Genomic DNA, 20273 nt, shown 5'->3' with positions numbered 1-20273 from the left:
AAAACATCCCCTGAAACCGGGATGTTCTTGCACCGAGATTCTGCTCTTCCTTTAGACTCCCTTGGGGAAACCGCGTTTATGATGCAGAAGCTCGAGAAATACCTCAACGGCCTTGGTATGATAAGGTGTCTTTTGTGTAATCCATGAGAACTGCCGGGCCACCGGCTTGCCGTTCGGTAGCAGCATATGCAGCGTTCCGAGTTGAACCTCCTTGCGTACCGCCCATCGCGACAGCAGCGTGACGCCAAGGCCTGCCTCCACGGATTCCTTGATCAGTTGGGTGCTTCCAAACTCCACGATATGCTGAGGGTGAATATGATACCGTGAGAACATCCGCTCCGTTGCCGCGCGGGTGCCTGATCCAGCTTCTCTGACAATCCAGGTCTCATCCTCAAGTTCGGAGAGCGATAGCTCCTGCAGATGGTCATACCGCCCGTCCCGGGGAACCATCACCACCATCTCATCCTCGGCAAAGGCCTCGATATGCAGCTTCTCATCCCGATAATCCCCCTCCACGATGCCGATATCCGCCTCATGGCGCAGGATCATCTCCGCCACCTCCGTGGTGTTCCCGATCATAATCGATGGGCGGATCAAGGGATAATGCTCCCTCATATAAGCGATCAAATGCGGCAGCATGTATTCCCCAAAGGTGTAGCTGGAGCCAATGGACAAATTGCCACTTGCCCGATGCATCAAATCGTCCACAAGCGTGTTCATACGGGTGTACAGACCCAGAATGTCCTTCGCATGGTGATACACGATCTCTCCGGCTTTCGTCAGCCGGACATATTTATTGGTTCTCTCCAGCAGCTTGGTGCCAACAGACCGCTCGAGCGATTGGATATATTGGCTTACCGCGGGCTGTGTCATCAGCAGTTCCTCGGCCGCACGGGTAAAATTCCCCTTCTCTACCACCGTAACGAATACCTCCAATGTTGGATCCACGCTTTTGGCCTCCTTCGTTTGCAATATCCACGAATGGTTATGAGTTATATTATCATAACTTATCACTTATGATGATCATCATAATGATTTATTTTTCTTATCCAGTGGAATGAGATACGATGTGTTCAGACCAACCGAACGAATCGGAGGTTACATCTTATGACAGAGCCAGCTTATTCCAAATCACAAGAACACGTCCATCGCCTGGTTCGATGGACACAGCATACGCTGCCCGCAGCCGCAGGCGGCATTGCCTTTACCTTTGTCATTGCCCTCATCGGTTACGCATTAGCAAGCGTGCCAGGCCTTGGCTACCTTGGCCAGCTCGCCTGGGCGATTCTCATCGCCGCGATATACCGGCAGCTGCGCGGTTACCCGGAGAGACTGCGCATTGGAATCCAATTCACGGCCAAGCGGCTGCTGCGTGTAGCGATCATCCTATATGGCTTAAAGCTGAATATCGGCATCGTGTTCCAGCAAGGCCTCGGTTTAATGATGAGGGATGTCATCAGCGTTGTATTTGCCATTGCGCTTACCCTGCTGATTGCCAAATGGCTGAAGGCCGATATGTCCCTGTCCCTCCTGCTCGGCATTGGAACCGGCGTATGCGGTGCGGCGGCCATTGCTGCCGTGTCCCCGATCCTCAAGGCGAAGGAGAAGGACACTGCGCTTGGAGCAGGGCTTATCGCCTTTCTTGGAACCATCGTTGCTATCGGATATACCCTCGTCCAGCCGCTGCTTCCTTTAACAGACACTCAATACGGCGTGTGGTCTGGCGTAAGTCTTCATGAAATCGCCCATGTGGCACTGGCAGCTGCTCCGGCAGGTGAGGACGCCCTTGCGATTAGTCTGCTTGCCAAGCTGGGACGCGTATTTTTGCTTGTACCGCTCAGTATCGCACTCATGGTCTGGATGAAGCGCACCGGGCGTTTACAGAGTCAAACACGGATGGAGTTTCCCTGGTTCCTGCTGGGCTTCATGGCAGCGAGTGTACTGGGAAGCTGGGAATTTACCGGACAACCGATCATTCCCCTGCCAATCAAGGATTGGATCTCTCAGGCAGCCTCCTTCATTCTTGCCATGGCCATGGTGGGACTTGGCCTGAATGTCCACTTAAAGGATATACGCGGTGCCTGGCGGCCGCTGCTGGCCATGTCCATCACCACCGTACTGCTGATCCTGCTTACTTATGCCATGGCATAAGTAAGCGGAAGGCAGCCAGTGTGTAAGGAACGAACACCATCCCTAGCGTTGAACTTTTGCGCAGGGGATGGTGTTTTTTTCGTACATGATCAGCCTGGGGGGCGTGTGTTTCCGCCGGTTTCGGGATCTTCCTCCCCTTGCTTCCTTATTACCGGAGCTTATCCAGGCGGCATGGAGGTATCCGATTTGATTTGCCTCTTCACACATTAGATGGATCTTCTAAGGCTATCAACCACTCCTTGGTGAACACCCTCATGCCAAAGACTCCCTATGAACAAGTCTCCCAATGTGTACAGCTTACGATCCTCCCCCAAATCAAAAACCCGCGACGCAGATTCTCCAAGTCTCCCAAGGAACCTCCGTCTTTTTCCTTCCATTTTAGGGTAAAACTAAATGTAGGCGATCCGCCCATTTCGGGTGGACGGTTTAGCTCCCCAGCTTTCTTGGGTATTTGAGTTTAGTATGCAGTAAACATGCAGAGCTATCATGATAGAGGAGATGGAAGTATGCAACGAAATCATACGATTATGCAATTCTTCGAATGGCATGTTGCAGCCGATGGCTCGCACTGGAACCGACTCAAGAATGCAGCCCCGGAGCTGAGCAAGGCAGGAATCGATGCGGTATGGGTTCCTCCGGTGACGAAAGCCACGTCCGCTGAGGACAATGGTTATGGCGTATACGACCTGTATGATCTGGGAGAGTTCGATCAGAAGGGAACGGTTCGCACGAAGTATGGAACCAAACAGGAATTGATCGATGCCATCGCGGCCTGCCACAAGAACGGGATTGCCGTCTATGTAGATCTGGTCATGAACCATAAAGCCGGCGCAGATGAAACTGAGCGGTTTCGGGTTGTGCAGGTCGACGAGATGGATCGGACCAAGGATATATCCAAACCATTCGAGATTGAAGGCTGGACCAAATTCACCTTCCCTGGCCGAGGGGATCAATACTCCTCGTTTCAATGGAATTTCACGCATTTTAACGGTACCGATTACGATGATATCAGCAAACGTTCAGGCATTTACCGGATCGTCGGCGAGAATAAGTCATGGAGCGATAACGTTGACAATGAATTCGGCAATTACGACTACCTGATGTTTGCCAACATTGATTACAGTCATCCGGATGTACGCAAGGAGATGGTGGCATGGGGCAAGTGGCTGGTGGATACGCTGCAATGCAGTGGTTTCCGGCTGGATGCGATCAAGCATATTAACCATGACTTCATTAAAGAATTTGCCACCGCCATGAAGAAAAAGCGTGGAGATGATTTTTACATCGTGGGCGAGTTCTGGAATCCCGAGCTTCAAGACTGCCGAAACTTTCTGGATACGGTGGATTACAGGATCGATCTGTTTGACGTGTCTCTTCACTATAAACTCCAAGCGGCCTCCAAAGCTGGCCGTTCCTTTGACCTGCGGACGATCTTCGACGATACGCTTGTGCAATCGCACCCGATGAATGCCGTCACGTTTGTGGACAATCACGATTCGCAGCCGCAGGAATCACTGGAATCCTGGGTGGAGGATTGGTTCAAGCAGAGCGCTTATGCGTTAATCCTGCTGCGAAAGGACGGTTATCCTTCCGTCTTCTATGGCGATTATTACGGAATCGGCGGCGAGAAGCCCATTCCCGGCAAAAGGGAAGCGATTGACCCGCTGCTCTATGCCAGAGCGAATCGGGCGTATGGCGAGCAGGATGATTATTTTGACCATCCGAATACGATAGGCTGGGTTCGCCGCGGTATCCAGGAAATCGAGTTCTCCGGCTGCGCGGTGGTCATTGCCAATGGCGAAGCCGGGGATAAGCGGATGTTTGTCGGCGAGCATCGAGCCGGAGAGGTATGGGTGGATCTGACCCGCACCCGGAAGGATCGCATAACGATCGGCAAGGATGGTTTTGCTCTTTTTCCGGTGAACGGCGGCAGTGTATCTGTCTGGGCTCATCCGGATATTCCCGTCAAAGCGTAAACAGCAGCATACTTTCTGATATTTTGAAAAGAACCGGAAGAATCCGGCTTTCGCCAAAGTCTCTCCCCTGTGAGGGATACAAGCGGCGAAGGCCTTCATTCTTCCGGTTCTTGGCGTTAACAGTTGAATACCGATCAGCCCTTAACCTGAAAACGACGGCGCAGGCCTTCGCCTAACAGGTTGAACGTGATGATTAGCAGCATCATCGCAAATGCGGGATAGACAACGAATTGGAACTTTCCTAACCATATATCCGCTCGATTCTTGGACAGAATCGTCGCCCAGTTGTACCCGGTCTCCACGAATTCCATGACATAATAATTAACTTCCTTCCACTCATGACCAAGAAAGATGTTCACGATCGCGAGTTGACCAAGCAGCAGCATGACCTTCCCCATATCCAGACAGAAGTTGACAATCACTTCGGGGAACATGACCGGGATATAGTAATTCTTCGTCAACGTCCTCGTGCGAAGACCTAACGCGGTTCCGGCCTCCATGTAAGGCTCGCTTGCCATCTTGTGGGCCTGCTGCTGAATCGTGATGGCCACCCGCCCGGCTTCAACGCTGGCCAGAATCAGTATGGCCCAGCCCATCCGTTGCTGGGAGAAGAGAAAGAACGGCAGCGCAAGCAGCAGCGCGGATGCGAAGACCGGCGGTAAATAGGAACACATCTGGTTCCAGAAGGTAATGAACTGGTGGGTGAAGCCCTTCCTCTTGCGGGCAATCAATCCCAGGGGAACCCCTATCGCATATCGGACAGCCGTAATTGCGAGCACAAGCAGAATCGTATCCTTGGCGGTCACAACCAGCTTGCTCAGGTTATCGACCCCCCTTTTATCCGATCCCAGCCAGTTCTTCGAAGAAGGTTTATAAGGCGGAAGGGTCAGCTTCTGCTTCCCGTCCTTCATGACCCATCTGGAGGGTTCCTTCTTCAAATCCTTATCAATGAAGGGCATGTACGGTCCCGCCAGCATAACAAAGACAAAGAAAGCAAGCAGAATGCCGCCAATCCATAAAGGGAAATTCTTCAAGATGACTCACCTCGTTTCTTATCTTGGATCAAAGTACTTGCGTGCCGAATGACTGATCCATTGGACGATCATGAACAGCACCATGAAGGAAAAAGCGATATAAATAATGACACCCGGCTCATAGTTGCCGCCTGTGCCGCTGAACGTATTGAAATCCAGTGCCTGAAACAATCTCCAAGCCGCTCCAGGATAGTTACGGTAATATTCCACGACGAGCAGGTTGGACAATATGAAGACGAGCAGACCCGGAAGATGGGTCAGGATAGTCGCGATGCCGTTTCGCAGCATATGTTTGTAGACGACCTTCCGGTCGCTCAGCCCTTTGGCTTTAGCCAGCAGTATGTATAACTTGCCTTCCTGTGCAAGCAGAGAAGCCGAAGTGATTCGGGCGATGAAGAAAATCGGGTAAATCGACACGAGCAGCGAAGGCAGCGCGAAGGCCTCCCAGCCGTCAACCGCAAAATAACGGATAGCAGGTACATGCTTAACGAGCACCCACTGGGCGATCAGCATCAGAAAAAAATCCGGAATGGATTGGAACAGCCATGTGGTCCAGTGTCCCAGCACATTGAATTTGGTCTTGGACAATTTGTAGTCAAGGACTCCCTTCAGAATGCCGAACACGAATCCAATGATTAAAGCGGATACAATAACGAGCAGGCTTTTACCGACGGCTCCAAAAGCGGCGGCTTCCGAAGACTGGTCGATATACCGCGATTCTCCCAGCGTTCCGTTCTGAACGGCGGCTGCAAAATAATCTCGGATATGCGTTACATACTCACCCAGATCAAAGGAATAGTTTGTCACCACTAAATAGCCGTCCAGCGACAGATTCAAATCCCTCGGAACCAGGACAATGAGGACGATGAACATAAAAGCGAGCAGGCTGGTTACCGTCGTTTTGAGCATTTGTGTTTTTAATCTCATAAAGTCCTCCCACACATAGTTTCAGCAGTACCCTCTTGTTTCATCTGCTTAAATACTTATTCTACTACTACCATATATCTCCTAAATTAGTCTAGATGAAAATACAAAATTTTACTCTCTATATTTCCGCATCATGTATTGCATTCCAGCTTTTGTCATGCATATAGCATATATCTGCCGCTGCCGTTTCTAGCAAATTGCAATCCATGGCGAAAGAATATACTCTGATTGTATATACATCTCATTGGAGGAGGTTCTACGGCGATGTCCATCTATGAATATGAAGTAAAAACGATACGCGGCGAGTCCCAAACGCTCAAATCTTATAAAGGCGACGTCATGCTCATTGTCAATACAGCGACCAAATGCGGCTTTGCCCCTCAATTTGACGGTCTGGAGAAGCTGCACCAAACTTACCGCGATCAAGGATTGGCCGTTCTCGGTTTCCCTAGCAGTCAGTTCATGAATCAAGAGCTGGAGGAGGACTCCGCGATCGAGGAGGCTTGCAAGCTCAATCATGGCGTCACCTTCCCGTTGTTCTCCAAAATTGATGTGAATGGCACGAACGCTCATCCGCTCTACCGGCATCTGACGAGCGAAGCTCCCGGCGCATTGGGCATTAAAGCGATTAAATGGAACTTCACCAAGTTTCTTGTGGACCGCAGCGGCAAGGTGGTCAAGCGCTTTGCGCCAACCGATACTCCGGGGAAAATAGAAGAGGATATCAAGAAGCTGTTATAATGCGGGCAGCCGATTCGGATAAAAAAGGGCTTGCTCGAGGTCCATCGACCTTGGGCAAGCCCTTCATGTTATGCGGTCCGGCATTGTCAATGTTTTGCCATTGCATCCTTTGTATGCTGGCTGTTCTGTCAGCTCCCTCTTCGGGAGAGCCGACTGTATGATCTTTATACCGTATGCGGCAGCTCGCGTACCCAGACGGCCATTTCATTCTCGCCGCGGTTGCCCCATAAATAGTACGGAATGGCCTTTAATGCCGCAGGAAGCCTCTTTTTCGGAGAGGAACGATACAGTTCATCACCCCAATCATCAGACTCTTCAAGCCACCCATCCCCTTCAATGACTACAGCCCCGCCGAGAAAATCCGGGTCGAATCGGGAATGAAGCTTCGGATCGCCTGCGAGCGACAGCGAGGATACCGGCGCTCCATGATCGACGCTTTCCAGGCAGTATACCAACGGTCCGCGCTGAATCGCGGCCCGGCCGGCATTCCCCCGTATGTTAGGATTGGCTCTTACTTGATGGATCTCCATGGAGAATGCCAGTTCCACTGTGTCCCCTGGTGCCCACACTCTCTTCATGTAGGCATAGCCGTCTTGCGTAATATCCTCCACGATCACCTCTTGCCCGTTCACACGGATAACGGCTCTGCCGCGCGACCAGTCCGGAATGCGGAGAGCGACGGTCCACTCGGCTGCCTGCTCAGGCTGAATCGTAAGCGTAACATTCCCGTCCCATGGCAGCGCGCTGGTCTGGATTATCTTTACCGGCACGTTCCCGAACCGGACCTCCGCTTCGCCGCCGATGTACAGGTGGGTATACAGCGTATCGTCATTCATCGTATACACGTATTCACCCAGCGACGACAGCAGTCTCGCCACGTTCGGCGGGCAGCAAGCGCAGGCGAACCATCCCGGCCGAACCGGCTTCACGTGGAACTTGCCCGGATTATGGCGGCAGGCGGTAGGCCATACCTCAAGCGGATTCACATAGAAGAAATGCCGCCCGTCCTGAGCCATGCTGCCAATGACAGTGTTGAAAAACGCACGCTCCATTACGTCCGCATACTCCGATTTGGGTGACAACTGCAGCATGCGCTGGGCAAAAAAGATCAACCCAATGGATGCGCAGGTCTCCGAGTATACGGTATCGTTCGGCAGATCATAATCCGTGGTAAACGCCTCGCCGTGATGGGTGGAACCGATTCCCCCGGTAATGTACATCTGTTTACGGACCATGTTATGCCACAGATTAACGCAAGCTTTAAGAAGGGCAGGGTCTTTCGTTCTGGCGGCTAAATCCGCCATCGCCGTACACATATAAACAGCACGGACCGAATGCCCAACCGCCTCCTTCTGTTCCCTGACCGGCAGGTGGCTCTGATGATAAGCCAAATGCGGCGTATGCAGTACTGAGGGGTAGAAGGACTTCTTCCCTCGTTGTTCCCACTCCTGAAGGAAGAAGTGGGGTTCTGTCCCGCGCTCATCTATAAAATACTGACTCAGACTCAAATATCTCGGTTCCTGAGTCACCTCGTACAATTTGACCAGTGCCAGCTCAATCTCCTGATGGCCATCGAACCCATGGATTTTGCCATCCTCGGGTCCAAAGACGGTATCGATATAATCCGCCAATCGGCACACCACATCCAGCAGCTTTCGCTTGCCCGTCGCCCGGTAATGCGCAACCCCGGCTTCAATCATATGGCCGGCGCAATACAGCTCATGGCAATCCGTCAGATTGGTCCAGCGCTTCTCCGGCTCCTTCACCGTAAAGTACGTATTCAGATAGCCATCCGGCTGCTGGGCAGCGGCTACAAGATCGATCAGCTCATCCACCTGCTCATCCAGCTTCGGATCCGGATGAATGGCAAGCGAATAAGCCGCAGCCTCAAGCCATTTGGCGACATCACTGTCCTGAAACACCATGCCGCCAAATTCACCCTTGTCCCTGCCGGCAGCAATTCGAAAATTGGACACGCCATAGCTCGGTTCCACGCCCGGAATTCGATCATGGAGGGCTTCATATTGGTATGGGATCACCACTTCCCTTACCAGCTCTATGTAATGGGACCAGAAAGGATCCGTCAGTTTCACTTGCTTAAGAGGGACGGCAGTTGAACGCGAAGTAAGAGTTATCATCTTGGATACACACTCCTTTTGGAATTCGATAGGATAAAGCCTCGACACTTCCCATTCTACGTTCTATGATAGGATGAAAACGATAACAGAATTGACCTAATTTCTTATACGATTTCACACTTCCCTGGAGGTGTTACCATGACGGAACGGAGTGTTCTTTCCTTTCCTTCGCTGCCGCTCCCCTACTTCCTTGAATCCGGGAAAACCCATTATATTCCGGGCGAGTCGCATCCCAACCGGAGAAACCTTGGCGTTTTCGATCTCATCCTGGTTCAACGCGGCTGCTTGTTCCTGGGCGAGGAAGATGTGCAGTGGGCGCTTGGCGCAGGGGATTCCGTTGTATTATTGCCGGATGCGTACCATTACGCCGTGCAGGGGTGCCAAGAGGAAACCGCCTTTTACTGGCTGCATTTTCAGTCCGCAGCATCAAGCGCAGCCGAAGATGATTCGATCTCACACAACATAAAGCTGCCGAGGCATGGCCCTATCCCTTATCCGGAGCAAGCCTATCAACTGTTCGATTCCCTGCACCTGCTGGCAACGGAACCGAGGTCCTCGGCATTTTGGCGAGAACAAACGCTGTTTATCGAGCTGCTGGAGCTACTGGACCCGTCGAGATCGGATCAGGAGAAATCGCGGGTGCGTAAAATCGCGGAGCAGGTAGAGTCCTATATCAAAATGCATTACCGTGAGCCCATCAGCAACGCACGTTTATCGTCCGCCCTGCATTTCCACTACAATTACCTGACGCGCTGCATGAAAGAATCGCACGGCGTGACGCCAACAGAATACCTGCTGCAATACCGCCTGGACCAGGCGAAGCGGCTGCTGCTGACCACCCAGTGGTCGATGGCGCGGATTGCGGAGCATGTGGGATTTCAATATCCGCCTTATTTCTCCCGCCGCTTCTCCGCACGTTTCGGCCTATCGCCACTGCAATTCCGAAAGCAGTATACGGAGTAAGAGCGGTATGCTTGGATGGCTGTCGACCATATGAAGCGCCGGGCTGCACAAAATTCTGCCGTTCAGATTAGCTGTTGGAATCCGCGGGGCCTTGATCGCGGAGCAACGAGCTGGCGATGCATTGTCAGCAGCAAAAAGAGACGGACCCCTCCAGGGCCCGTCTCTAATGAATCGCTTGCGTAACGTTACGCTTCATTCGGCAGATTAAGCTGCCAGGATACGCCGAACTTGTCCGCGATCCAACCGAATTTTTGGCTAAAGCCATAGTTGTCCAATGGCATCATGGCACCTCCGCCATCAATTAATGCCCCGTACACCTTCTCGATCTCCGCTTCCGATTCGCAAGTCAGATAGATGGAGAAGGAAGGTGTGAACGTGAAATCATGCTTTACATTGCTGTCGATGCACATGAACGTTTGCCCCTTCAACGAAAAGGCGGCATGCATAACGCTTCCCTCGGTTCCCGGCTGATTGGGGCCATAACGGGCAATGCTGGTTATTTCGGAATCCTCAATAATGGAAATGTAATGGTTCATGGCTTCTTCGGCATTACCCTGAAACATTAAAAACGGGGTTGCACTCTTCATTGACAAAACACTCTCCCTTGTTCATCTGATTAGGATGGGTAGTTCATCTTTCCTGTCTCGAGCAGCTGCTTCAAGCCCTCAAACATATAACCCCATCCATGTTCGGTTTGGGTATGATACTCCGTGAGCGCCTTCTCGATATCCTCCGCGGTCCAATCTTCCTCGTGAGGAACAACGATCTCTTGCGTGAATGTCATGTCACATCCTGCGTCCACGGCTTTGAACTCAACCGTTATTTGGACCACGGTTTCGCTGAACTGGGGCATCCTGAAGGTAAGCACCAGCTTGTGAGGCCGGTCGATTACAAGATACTCCCCAATGGCCCGGTACTCCTTGAATTCCCGAACGTCAACAATCTCCCAGGTTCCGCCCACGCGAGGATCATTACGGGCGATCTTGTTTGTCGTTTCCATCGTAAACAACCATTTACGCATCATGTCGGGGTTTAACCAGGCATCAAACACTCGATCCGGCGCTACCTCGAACAAGCGTTTCATGACCAGTGTAGTTGTAGAGGCTTTCTCCAATGTGAATCATCCTTCTCTTATTAAAAGTGGTATTCCGTCTGTTTCCCCTAGTATTCATCGTTGTCCAGGATGTTCAGCCGTATTCCTGTTAATGCTCCTCCTTCTTCGCTTTGTTCAGCTCACTTTCCAATGCATCAAATTGCCGGGTCCAGAATCGTTCGTAGAATTGCAGCCATTCCATCGCCCTGGACATGACGCCCGGATTGAGACGACAGGTATGTGTCCGCCCCTGAATGGATCGATCCAGCAGGCCGGAGCGCTCCAGCACCTTAATATGCTTGGAGGCTGCCGCAAGCGACATGTCAAACGGCTCGGCCAGTTCGGATACGGTCCGCTCCTGCGCCGCGATCATACGCACCATCTCTCTTCGGGTCGGGTCAGCCAGTGCGTGGAAGATGTGATCCAGTTGTTCTTCGTTATTTTGCTCAACCATGTGGTTAACTATAATAGATGAATCCCATAAAGTCAACCAATTGGTTGAATATAAGGCAACAAAAAAAGCCAAGCCCTCCATTTAAAGGGTCTGGCCACGATAAATCTTTTACTCGATCCTGCCCCGGCAGCACTTTACGCTGGCCACAGCATTTTTTTATCCGATAACCTCATCAAGCAGCCGTTCCAGCTCGCCATAACTCGTCACGGTATGCTGCGGTTGATGCTCCGATTCCGGCCCAACGCTCCGATGATTGAACCAAATCACATGCCAGCCCGCGGCCAGGGCGCCAACCACATCATTGCGCCACGAATCCCCAATGTAATAAGAGCCCTCCGGTACCGTTCCGGTCAGCCGATTCACATGGTGGAAGATCCGCGGATCGGGCTTGTCCCAGCCCACGGCTCCGGATACGAACAGACGCTCCTCCGGTATGAGGCCACCTAGCTGCATAGCTGCGATTTTGTTCATCTGGTGTTCCGCCGGCCCATTGGTAATCAAGCCAACGACATGCCCGGCATCCGCCAATTTCTTAAGAAGCTCCCGGGCGCCTTCAAACATCGTGATGTTATACTGCCGGTCCAGGTAGGTCTGCTGTACCGCCTCAGCCTCCTCGAGAGTCAGCTGTATGCCGAATTCGGCCAACGCAAATTGGAAACGACGCCTGCGCATATCCTCAACCGCTTCCCCATATGCTTCCGTGCCAGCCCCTCCGAGTTCTACGGACAGCTTGTCGCTGTAATAGCGCATCCGGTGATAGGCGGCTTCATAAGGAAACACGCCATCGGGCCTGGCAACCTCCTGAACGGCATGACGAAATGGCGCCAGATGGTCATACAATGTATCATCCACATCGAAGAAGATCCCCTTCGGTGATATTGGTGTTTTCATACGCATCCCTCTTCCTCATTCTATCCCTCTATTGTACCCGCATCGTCACTGCCCGGGTCAAGCCCATCTGTTAATAAGTTCCTTCCCTATGATATGATGGGATTAAAGCGACACGAAAAGGCAATTGGAGCCTTTTGTCCGTACTCGCGGCAGCCAAGAAAGCGCCAATTGTAATGCCCGATTCATGTACCCGGATAAGGAGATGAATAATGATGACCAAGGATATGACCGACGTGTGGAGTAAGGATTTCGTTCCCGAGGGGAACCGTGCCAGCAACGTGGACCGTTTTACCGGCTTTGAGGAGACCTACGACCAGCATCGCCCCGAAGCTCCCCAGGAGGTTGTCGCCCTGCTGACAGGATATTTGGAGCGCAAGCCCTCTCTTGTTGTCGACTTGGGATGCGGGACGGGGCTGTCCTCGTTTGCATGGAGGGACGCAGCGGACCAAGTCATCGGTGTCGAGCCGAATGACGATATGCGGAGCAAGGCCATGGCCAAACTGCAATCGCTGCAGCAAGAGGCTGACGCCAGCCACGATGTGCAGCTTGCCGACATCAGGTTCGTCTCCGGCTATTCGAACCAATTGGCGCTTCCGGATCAGTCCGCGGACATCATCACCTGTTCCCAATCCTTTCACTGGATGGACCCGGCCAGTACGTTGAAGGAGGTTTCCCGCGTACTGCGTGAGGAAGGGATATTCGCAGTATATGATTGCGATTGGCCGCCGAGCCTGACCTGGAAGGTCGAGCAATCCTACCATGAGCTGATCGAATGGGCAGAGGACATCATCGACCGCCATGTGGAGGCACAGGAGAAGGCCTATAAAGGGAATAAGAACGAGCATCTGAAGCATATCCGGGAGAGCGGGGTGTTCCGGTTCTCCAAAGAGATCGTATTCCATCATATGGAGCCGTTCACCGCCGAACGATATACCGGCCTTGCCGTCAGTCAAGGCGGTATCCAGACCGTGTTCAAGCTGAAACAAACCGAATTGAACGATAAAATCGCACAGTTCCATGCGCTGGTCGAGGAGCACTTCCAAGGACGGACACTTCCCGTTATGCTCAGCTACCGCATGCGGCTTGGCATTAAATAAAGCAAGAAGATCGAAAGGGATAATCCCGAAGTCCTCGCGCATCAGCGGGGGAAGGGATATGAAGTATAACCGGCGTGGCTGAGAGGTTTGAGGTTCACCGAACCACCTCAGCACGCCTTTTTCATTAGCGAATAGGTCAACGCCTCCCTCGTCTATTTCCTATATGAATGATTACTTGTATAAGGAAATCATGAGACGGACGATATTCTCCGACGTTCTCTCCACGTTCTGCTGTCCGTTGGCCAGTGCCTCCGCTAGCGTAACAGTCCCTGGCACGATGCCAAAAATAGCGTCCAACCCTTGCTCATACAGCACCTCGATTCCGTCACCGCCGTCCGTCATGGGCACATGGATACAGCTTGCCTTCGGATTTCCCTTCTTGATGCCGCGTTCCATCGCCTCACAGACTTCTTTGGCGGTCATGCTCTCCTTAAATGAATCGGGTGCGAGTACAATTACACAATCCTGCTTCACTGTTATCCCCTGCCTCTCCTTCATCATTTTTCTGTCATCCCGGCTCGCGGGTACGAATCTCATCTGGGGCCACATGGGCAATGGCCTGCATCGTCTCGAATCGGCCGCTTGAGCCAACCTTGCCGGATAGCAGGGTACCGAGAATGCCGCCCGCGAAGCCAATCGGAATGGACACAATACCCGGATGCTTGAGCGGGAAGATCGCTTCCGCCCGGATCCAACCGGCCCCGGGATCCATCACGTTAGGCCCGACGGCCATGAGCAGCAAGGAAGATATCAATCCGGCCGCAATGCTCGACATGGCCCCATACGTATTAAATCTCCGCCAAAATAACGTGAACAGCAGTACCGGCAGGTTAGCCGAGGCCGCAACCGCGAACGCAAACGAAACGAGGAATGCCACGTTCAGCTTCTGCGCGCCGAGTGCGAGCACAATCGAAGCAGTGCCAACCACGATGGCCGAAAGCTTGGCAACTCGCATCTGCTGTGCCTCGGTCGCCCGTCCTCTGCGGAAAATGCTGCTGTAGACGTCATGAGCAAATGCGGAGGATGCCGTCAGCACAAGCCCCGAGATCACGGCCAATATGGTTGCGAAGGCAACAGCCGATACAAAGGCCATCAAGAATTCACCACCCAATGCGCTTGCGAGCAGCGGCGCCGCCAGTTCAACCCGCTCCGACAAAACGGACCAATCGACGAAGGCAGCCGCCCCAAAACCAAGAAAAATGGTCATGGCATAAAAGATGCCGATCGTAAACGTTGCCGTTTTTACCGAAGAACGGACCGTACGGGGGTCTCTTACCGTGTAGAAACGCGCAATAATATGCGGAAGTCCCGCTGTCCCTAACACCAGCGCCATATTAAACGACAGCATGTCCAGCGGGTGGTCGAACATATTCCCCGCCATCAGAAACCGCTCCTGCAATGGGGTCGCCCGCTTCATGGATTCGAACAAGCCGAGCAGATCCCAATCGAACCTTGCCAGCACGATGAGACTCACGATAAATGTGCTGCTGACCAGCAATATAGACTTAACGATCTGCACCCAGGAAGTCGCGAGCATGCCGCCGAACGTGACGTAGACGGTCATTAAGCCTCCGACCAGCACGATGGCAAGCGACGTTTCCAGCCCGAACAGCAAATGGACGAGCCACCCGGCACCAACGAGCTGGGCAATCATGTAGAAGACGGTGATCATCATGTTGTTGACGGCGATACATCCGCGCAGCCGTTTCTCGCTGAACCGAACCGCCACCGCATCCGCCATCGTGTACCTGCCCAGGTTATGAAGCGGTTCGGCTATGATATACTGCACGATCACATAGGAGGCGAGGAAGCCGATCGAATAGAAAAAGCCGTCGAAGCCGTACACAGCAATGGAGCCCGCGATGCCAAGGAAGGACGCTGCGCTCATATAGTCACCGGAAATGGCCAAGCCGTTTTGCAGCCCGCTCAGGCGATTGCCCGCTGCATAGAAATCATTCGTGCTTGTTGTCCGCTTGGCGGCATAATACGTAATCATTAACGTGCCGACCACAATCGCCAGAAAAAAAACGATGCCGGATATGTTCATTTGCATGCCTCCTTCCGCTTCAGCCTGAAAGTCCTGCCCTGTTATTCCTTTATTTTACGATAAAATGACAAAAAAAGGGCGATCCCCTGTGCTGCTAAGCAGCTGGATACACCCTTTTGGGTCAATGAATTGGATCCGGATTACGCGCCCGTATTGGCCTTGACCAGCACTTCGGCATACTTTGCTTCATCCTTGGAAGAGGATAACAGCGTCCCGATATAAGCTGCCACGAAGCCAAGCGGAATGGAGATAATGCCCGGGTTGCTCATCGGGAAGATCGGATCGCCAATCAAAATCGCTTTGCCGGCCGGATCCCATATATTCGGACTAAGCGCCACAAGAATCACCGTGCTGATCAATCCTGTCAGCATCCCGGTAACCGCGCCTGTCGTATTAAACCTTTTCCAGAACACCGTAAACAGGATGACCGGCAAATTCGCGCTGGCCGCAACGGCGAAGGCGAGCGAGACAAGGAATGCCACGTTCATCTTCTGAGCGAACAATGCGAGCAGAATGGAGACAATGGATACGCCAATCGATGCGTACCGTGCCATCTTCAGCTGCTCCTTCTCCGACGATTCGCCGCGGCGAACGATTTGGCCGTAGAAATCATGGGCGAAGGCCGATGCGGCGGACAGCACAAGCCCCGTCACCACCGCGAGGATCGTCGCGAACGCAACCGCCGAGATGAGCGCGAACAGGAAGTCGCCGCCAATCGCTTTGGCCAGGAGCGGCGCAGCCATGTTGCCCGCTTTATCGACCGCGGTAATATCTGCCGCGCCTACGAAGGCGGCAGCCCCGAAACCGAGAAAGATCGTCATGACATAGAAGATGCCGATAATCCAGGTAGCGTATACCACGGAGCTCCGTGCCGTCTTGGCATCCTTAACGGTAAAGAATCGGGTCAAAATATGCGGCAGACCTGCCGTGCCGAGTACGAGGGCAAGGTTGAGCGACAGCGTCTCCAGCGGGATTTTGTATTTATTCCCCGGGTTCAGGAATGCCTCCTGCAGCGGCGTGGCCGTCTTCATATGGTGGAACATCTGGGTCAGGCTGAAATCGAATTTGGCGAATACGATCAGCGAGATGATGAACGTGCCGGCCATGAGAAGTATAGCTTTCGAGATTTGAACCCAGCTCGTGGCGTGCATGCCACCAAAGACAACATAGATGGTCATGAGCACGCCGACAATCAGCACGGACGTGACATAGTCCAGTCCCAGCAAAAGCTTAATCAGCGCACCTGCTCCAACCAGCTGCGCGATCATGTAGAAAATGGAGATGGAAATCGTGTTCAGCGCTGCGACGCCGCGCACTTTCTTGTCTGAGAAACGAGCGGCAATCATATCCGCCACCGTATACTTCCCGAGATTCCGAAGCGGCTCGGCAACAAGGTACAGCACCACCAGGTAAGCCACGAGGAAACCTATGCTATAAAAGAAGCCGTCAAAGCCGACTAACGCGATCGAACCTGCGATGCCAAGGAAGGAGGCAGCAGACATATAATCGCCGGCAATGGCTGTCCCATTCTGCCAGCCCTTGAGCCCCCCGCCTGCCGTATAGAAATCGCTGGTGTTGGTTGTTCTCTTGGCAGCGTAATACGTTATGATCAGCGTGAGAAATACAATTCCGCAAAACAACGCGATAGCCATAGTCGATTACGCCCCCATATCCTTTTTAATATCGTCTACCATACGGTCAAACTGGGCCGCCTTGCGGGAGTATAGGATGCACAAGACCCATGTCATGATGAACTGCGCGAATGCAAATACCCATGCCCACGTGATCGGGCCAATCGCCGGGTGGTTCAAAACGTCGGTGTACGAAGTGAGAATCGGCAGTGCAAAGTAAAACAGAAGAAAAAAGACGGTCATCGGTATAATGAACCGTTTCTTGCGGGAGAGCAGCGTTTTGAATTTTTCAGAATGCCATACTTCGGTATAGCTTTTTTCTTCCATTGCCTTTCCCTCCATTAACGATCAAGGATTCTATTGCGTCTCCCATACATGAAAGCGCTTTAGAATGATTATATACAGGAGGAGTGTCTGCGACCACAGCTCCTGCGCGAAACGTCCGATAGGGTGCGCGAAAGGACGGATATGCCGCCTGAACCGGAAGACAACCACCGTCCTCACGCGCTTCTCCCTAGGCCTCTCTAAGCAACCGGAACAAATCCCGGGCGGCCTCCCGCGACAAGGGAATCATCGTCCGCTGCTCATCCTTTAGCACAATATTGTAAGCGCCGTTCTGCCAAGGGGACAGCTCCACAATCCGGTTCACGTTAACCAGGTAACTGCGATGAGGACGAAAGAACGAGTAACCCGCCAGCTTCTCCTCCAGCTCCTGCAGCGTGCTCTTGCTCGTAATCCGCTGGCCTTCCGCCGTCCATATGCGGATGACCCGCTCCTCGCGCACCGCGTACAGTATCGCCTCGGGATCGACGAGCACATGTTTGTCCCCATCATCGAATAGCAGCTTGCCACGCATACTGCGGGCAGCAGCCTCAGTGGATGGATACGGAGCTGCCTGGGTGGCGACATCATAAGCTTCCTGCTTTGGGGAGACTTGCCCTTCATGAACCCTGCTGCGAATTCGATGTAGAGTTTCCTTTAATCGCATATGGCTGTAAGGCTTCAGCAGATAATCAATCGCATTCAGACCAAACGCCTCGACAGCATACTCGTCATAGGCTGTTGTAAAGACAATCAAGGGCGAGATCGGGGAGGCCTTCAGCATCCGCGCAGCCTGCAATCCTTCCAGCTCCGGCATATGAACGTCGAGAAAGACGACATCCGGCTGCCGTAAGGGAACCAGTTCGAGCAGCTCCCGACCGTTCGTGGCATAAGGAAGCAGCTCGATATCAGGCTCCTGTTCCAACAGGTAAGCCAGCTCCTCCCTTGCCAATCGTTCGTCTTCCGCTATCATCGTTTTAATTCGCTTCACGGTACCGGCTCCCTTCCGACAGACTGCAGGGGATGCTGAAGGATATGCTGCATCCGCCCTCTACAAGATTTTCTACGATGAGTCTGGCTTCCTTGCCAAACATGCTGATTAAACGCTGATTAATATTGTAAATGCCGTTTCCCGTCCCCTCGCTGCCGATGATCGGTTGTTCGCCGAGGCTGTCCAGCACCTCAGGGGAGATACCTGCCCCGTTGTCCCGCAGCTGTACAACCGCCATGTCGCCCGCCCGCTTTAGGGTCAACTGGATGATGCCCCCGCTCGCTTTATCGCGCAAGCCGTGCTTAATGCTGTTCTCCACCAGCATTTGCAGCGTTGCAGGCGGAATCATAAGCTCGCCAAGCACCGGATCCAGCTGGCATTCAAACGTGAACTGATCCTCAAACCGAATTTGAATAATGTCCAAATAGGCATTCAACAGCTCCATTTCCTCACGAATGGTCGTTCTGCGGGAGGCCATGACCTTGACGTTCAAGCGCATGAACGCCCCCAACTGCATCGTGGCATGTCTTGCCAGCAGCGGATCGCTCCGGATCAACGAATGGATCGCATTGAGTGTATTGAACAGAAAATGCGGATTGATCTGCGCCTGCAGAAGCTTAAGCTCCGCCTCTTTCATTAAATGGCTCATCTTCTCGTGGGCCGTGGCCCCGAGCTGATAGGAAATCAGCTGTCCAAGCCCTTGGGCCATCACCAGCTCAACGCGCCGAATATCCTGCGGCCGCTTGAAGTAGAAATGAATGACGCCTACGATTTCGTGACCCTCGATCATCGGGACAAGAATGGCGGCGCCGAGCGCCGGATGACGGGGCTGAATATCTTCCGCATTCTCTATGATCCGAAGCTCGCCGGTCGCAATGACATTCTTGGTCAAGTCGGATGTGATCTCTTCTCCGGGATCAATGGTACGGCTGGCGGCACCGGCATGGGCCAGGAACAGCTCCCTATCCGTAATGGCAACTGCCGTTGTTTTCAGCTCGCGCAGCAGCAAGGTGGCCACGGCCTGAGCCGTACGGTACGTCAAGCCCTGCTTCAGATGCGGCAGCGCAGCTTCCGCGATATGGAATGCCTTCTCCGTCTCGTACGCGGCTGCCCGCTCTTCCTCGGTGAGCGCAACCCGCAGCATCGTCGTGAAGATCGCAATGGAAATGCTGTTGGTCAGCACCATCGGCAGACCGATCAGGTTGACCAGCTCAACCGCGCGGTCCGGCTCATCTGCACAGATCAAAATAACCCCCATGTGCAGGATCGGGGCGAACATCCCCACAAATAACGCTTTTGCCGGCGAGATAACCCGCTCCTGCGAGAAGAATCGGGCCACACCCCCAGCCAGGGCACCCGTAAGTGGTACGGCGATAGCTCCTGCCAGCCCCGTGTAGCCCCCGATATACAGCAGATGGGCTCCCGCCAAAAGCCCGCCCCCGATGCCAACGCGGGGCCCGCCGATCAGCCCGCCAATTACAACGCCGACCAGGGCGGAATGGGCCAGGGCCTGCTCCTCCGTCAGCTGCATCAGCCAGAAGGAGGAGCTGGATTCGCCATTCTCCACGACAACACCTGCATACACCCCGAGGATGCCGAAGAGGCCAAACAGACAGGAATAGATGAACATTCGTGTGCCGGACATCTCTTTGCGGTCCAGCAATTGGCGGAACAGCGGAATTCTCGTCAGTATAAACGTCAGGATGAGCAGCATGCCCATCCGTTCGAACAGATGCAGCGTCAACTCCTGCATGGACATCCCTCTTCTTTGGTAGACTAGGAATCTTTAACTGTCGGTCAGTGGACGGTATCGATAGA

General features: G+C 53.1%; 19 protein-coding genes and 1 pseudogene. 5 read left to right on the top strand and 15 right to left on the bottom strand.

What is annotated here, in order from left to right; all coding sequences use genetic code 11:
- Nucleotides 1-51: 51 nt before the first annotated feature.
- Nucleotides 52-948 carry a LysR family transcriptional regulator gene (locus J7E85_RS21520; RefSeq protein WP_215161364.1) on the bottom strand — a complete coding sequence of 299 codons (897 nt, stop codon included), beginning with the start codon at nt 946-948 and terminating at the stop codon, nt 52-54.
- Between the two features lie 159 nt (nt 949-1107).
- On the opposite strand from J7E85_RS21520, the gene J7E85_RS21515 reads away from it, so the two are divergent.
- Nucleotides 1108-2151 (top strand): YeiH family protein, encoded by a 1044-nt coding sequence (locus J7E85_RS21515; protein WP_215161362.1) that lies wholly within the window; start codon nt 1108-1110, stop codon nt 2149-2151.
- A gap of 506 nt (nt 2152-2657) precedes the next feature.
- Nucleotides 2658-4127 (top strand): alpha-amylase, encoded by a 1470-nt coding sequence (locus tag J7E85_RS21510; RefSeq protein ID WP_215161360.1) that lies wholly within the window; start codon nt 2658-2660, stop codon nt 4125-4127.
- A 134-nt stretch (nt 4128-4261) separates the two neighbouring features.
- On the opposite strand, the gene J7E85_RS21505 is transcribed toward J7E85_RS21510, so the two are convergent.
- Both J7E85_RS21505 and J7E85_RS21500 read right to left on the bottom strand, forming a co-directional pair.
- Nucleotides 4262-5161: an ABC transporter permease subunit gene (locus J7E85_RS21505; protein WP_215161358.1), complete on the bottom strand. Its 900-nt coding sequence runs from the start codon at nt 5159-5161 to the stop codon at nt 4262-4264.
- 18 nt (nt 5162-5179) lie between these two features.
- Nucleotides 5180-6088: an ABC transporter permease subunit gene (locus J7E85_RS21500; RefSeq protein WP_215161356.1), complete on the bottom strand. Its 909-nt coding sequence runs from the start codon at nt 6086-6088 to the stop codon at nt 5180-5182.
- 264 nt (nt 6089-6352) lie between these two features.
- Between J7E85_RS21500 and J7E85_RS21495 the strand changes: the two genes are divergently transcribed.
- Nucleotides 6353-6829 (top strand): glutathione peroxidase, encoded by a 477-nt coding sequence (locus tag J7E85_RS21495; RefSeq protein ID WP_215161354.1) that lies wholly within the window; start codon nt 6353-6355, stop codon nt 6827-6829.
- A gap of 164 nt (nt 6830-6993) precedes the next feature.
- On the opposite strand, the gene J7E85_RS21490 is transcribed toward J7E85_RS21495, so the two are convergent.
- Nucleotides 6994-8967 (bottom strand): glycoside hydrolase family 127 protein, encoded by a 1974-nt coding sequence (locus J7E85_RS21490; protein WP_215161352.1) that lies wholly within the window; start codon nt 8965-8967, stop codon nt 6994-6996.
- Between the two features lie 138 nt (nt 8968-9105).
- Between J7E85_RS21490 and J7E85_RS21485 the strand changes: the two genes are divergently transcribed.
- Nucleotides 9106-9930: a helix-turn-helix transcriptional regulator gene (locus J7E85_RS21485; protein WP_215161350.1), complete on the top strand. Its 825-nt coding sequence runs from the start codon at nt 9106-9108 to the stop codon at nt 9928-9930.
- A 185-nt stretch (nt 9931-10115) separates the two neighbouring features.
- Here the strand turns inward: J7E85_RS21485 and J7E85_RS21480 are convergent, their stop codons facing one another.
- The 4 genes from J7E85_RS21480 to J7E85_RS21465 all read right to left on the bottom strand — a co-directional run bounded on the left by J7E85_RS21480 (nt 10116) and on the right by J7E85_RS21465 (nt 12374).
- Entirely contained in the window at nt 10116-10517 is a 402-nt protein-coding gene (locus J7E85_RS21480; RefSeq protein ID WP_215161348.1) for a VOC family protein, read from the bottom strand.
- A gap of 29 nt (nt 10518-10546) precedes the next feature.
- Nucleotides 10547-11044, bottom strand: a complete 498-nt coding sequence (locus J7E85_RS21475; RefSeq protein WP_215161346.1) for an SRPBCC family protein — start codon at nt 11042-11044, stop codon at nt 10547-10549.
- 88 nt (nt 11045-11132) lie between these two features.
- Entirely contained in the window at nt 11133-11477 is a 345-nt protein-coding gene (locus J7E85_RS21470; RefSeq protein ID WP_215161344.1) for an ArsR/SmtB family transcription factor, read from the bottom strand.
- A 156-nt stretch (nt 11478-11633) separates the two neighbouring features.
- Nucleotides 11634-12374 (bottom strand): HAD family hydrolase, encoded by a 741-nt coding sequence (locus J7E85_RS21465; RefSeq protein ID WP_215161342.1) that lies wholly within the window; start codon nt 12372-12374, stop codon nt 11634-11636.
- Between the two features lie 206 nt (nt 12375-12580).
- Between J7E85_RS21465 and J7E85_RS21460 the strand changes: the two genes are divergently transcribed.
- Nucleotides 12581-13465 (top strand): class I SAM-dependent methyltransferase, encoded by an 885-nt coding sequence (locus J7E85_RS21460; protein WP_215161596.1) that lies wholly within the window; start codon nt 12581-12583, stop codon nt 13463-13465.
- Between the two features lie 171 nt (nt 13466-13636).
- On the opposite strand, the gene J7E85_RS35170 is transcribed toward J7E85_RS21460, so the two are convergent.
- The 7 genes and pseudogenes from J7E85_RS35170 to J7E85_RS21430 all read right to left on the bottom strand — a co-directional run bounded on the left by J7E85_RS35170 (nt 13637) and on the right by J7E85_RS21430 (nt 20208).
- Nucleotides 13637-13807: a glycerate kinase gene (locus tag J7E85_RS35170; protein WP_483311335.1), complete on the bottom strand. Its 171-nt coding sequence runs from the start codon at nt 13805-13807 to the stop codon at nt 13637-13639.
- Nucleotides 13787-13963 (bottom strand): annotated as a pseudogene (locus tag J7E85_RS21455) (glycerate kinase); the annotation flags it as partial. The gene J7E85_RS35170 and the pseudogene J7E85_RS21455, both read right to left, overlap by 21 nt.
- Before the next feature lie 10 nt (nt 13964-13973).
- A complete protein-coding gene (locus J7E85_RS21450) occupies nt 13974-15512 on the bottom strand; it encodes a solute symporter family protein (protein WP_215161340.1) in 1539 nt (512 codons plus the stop codon).
- A gap of 140 nt (nt 15513-15652) precedes the next feature.
- Complete coding sequence (locus J7E85_RS21445; protein ID WP_215161338.1) at nt 15653-17164, bottom strand: solute symporter family protein; 1512 nt, start codon at nt 17162-17164, stop codon at nt 15653-15655.
- 6 nt (nt 17165-17170) lie between these two features.
- On the bottom strand, nt 17171-17470 hold the full coding sequence (locus J7E85_RS21440; protein ID WP_071218738.1) for a DUF485 domain-containing protein: 300 nt from the start codon (nt 17468-17470) through the stop codon (nt 17171-17173).
- 187 nt (nt 17471-17657) lie between these two features.
- Nucleotides 17658-18455, bottom strand: a complete 798-nt coding sequence (locus tag J7E85_RS21435; protein ID WP_215161336.1) for a LytR/AlgR family response regulator transcription factor — start codon at nt 18453-18455, stop codon at nt 17658-17660.
- On the bottom strand, nt 18442-20208 hold the full coding sequence (locus tag J7E85_RS21430; RefSeq protein WP_215161334.1) for a LytS/YhcK type 5TM receptor domain-containing protein: 1767 nt from the start codon (nt 20206-20208) through the stop codon (nt 18442-18444). Before J7E85_RS21430 ends, J7E85_RS21435 begins: the two co-directional genes overlap by 14 nt.
- Nucleotides 20209-20273 lie beyond the last annotated feature (65 nt).

The sequence above is a fragment of the Paenibacillus sp. ISL-20 genome, from assembly GCF_018613005.1.
In the GTDB taxonomy this organism is placed as follows: Bacteria; Bacillota; Bacilli; order Paenibacillales; family Paenibacillaceae; genus Paenibacillus_AQ.
Note: the sequence above shows the minus strand (reverse complement) of the source record. Positions and strands in the feature narration are given on the sequence as shown.

What these genes read in the sequence shown, in the direction of transcription:
- J7E85_RS21515 (WP_215161362.1), top strand. Translation starts at nt 1,108, where the DNA reads ATGACAGAGCCAGCTTATTCCAAATCACAAGAACACGTCCATCGCCTG.
- J7E85_RS21510 (WP_215161360.1), top strand. Translation starts at nt 2,658, where the DNA reads ATGCAACGAAATCATACGATTATGCAATTCTTCGAATGGCATGTTGCA.
- J7E85_RS21500 (WP_215161356.1), bottom strand. Translation starts at nt 6,088, where the DNA reads ATGAGATTAAAAACACAAATGCTCAAAACGACGGTAACCAGCCTGCTC.
- J7E85_RS21495 (WP_215161354.1), top strand. Translation starts at nt 6,353, where the DNA reads ATGTCCATCTATGAATATGAAGTAAAAACGATACGCGGCGAGTCCCAA.
- J7E85_RS21490 (WP_215161352.1), bottom strand. Translation starts at nt 8,967, where the DNA reads ATGATAACTCTTACTTCGCGTTCAACTGCCGTCCCTCTTAAGCAAGTG.
- J7E85_RS21485 (WP_215161350.1), top strand. Translation starts at nt 9,106, where the DNA reads ATGACGGAACGGAGTGTTCTTTCCTTTCCTTCGCTGCCGCTCCCCTAC.
- J7E85_RS21480 (WP_215161348.1), bottom strand. Translation starts at nt 10,517, where the DNA reads ATGAAGAGTGCAACCCCGTTTTTAATGTTTCAGGGTAATGCCGAAGAA.
- J7E85_RS21470 (WP_215161344.1), bottom strand. Translation starts at nt 11,477, where the DNA reads ATGGTTGAGCAAAATAACGAAGAACAACTGGATCACATCTTCCACGCA.
- J7E85_RS21465 (WP_215161342.1), bottom strand. Translation starts at nt 12,374, where the DNA reads ATGCGTATGAAAACACCAATATCACCGAAGGGGATCTTCTTCGATGTG.
- J7E85_RS21460 (WP_215161596.1), top strand. Translation starts at nt 12,581, where the DNA reads ATGACCAAGGATATGACCGACGTGTGGAGTAAGGATTTCGTTCCCGAG.
- J7E85_RS35170 (WP_483311335.1), bottom strand. Translation starts at nt 13,807, where the DNA reads ATGACGGACGGCGGTGACGGAATCGAGGTGCTGTATGAGCAAGGGTTG.
- J7E85_RS21450 (WP_215161340.1), bottom strand. Translation starts at nt 15,512, where the DNA reads ATGAACATATCCGGCATCGTTTTTTTTCTGGCGATTGTGGTCGGCACG.
- J7E85_RS21445 (WP_215161338.1), bottom strand. Translation starts at nt 17,164, where the DNA reads ATGGCTATCGCGTTGTTTTGCGGAATTGTATTTCTCACGCTGATCATA.
- J7E85_RS21440 (WP_071218738.1), bottom strand. Translation starts at nt 17,470, where the DNA reads ATGGAAGAAAAAAGCTATACCGAAGTATGGCATTCTGAAAAATTCAAA.
- J7E85_RS21430 (WP_215161334.1), bottom strand. Translation starts at nt 20,208, where the DNA reads ATGCAGGAGTTGACGCTGCATCTGTTCGAACGGATGGGCATGCTGCTC.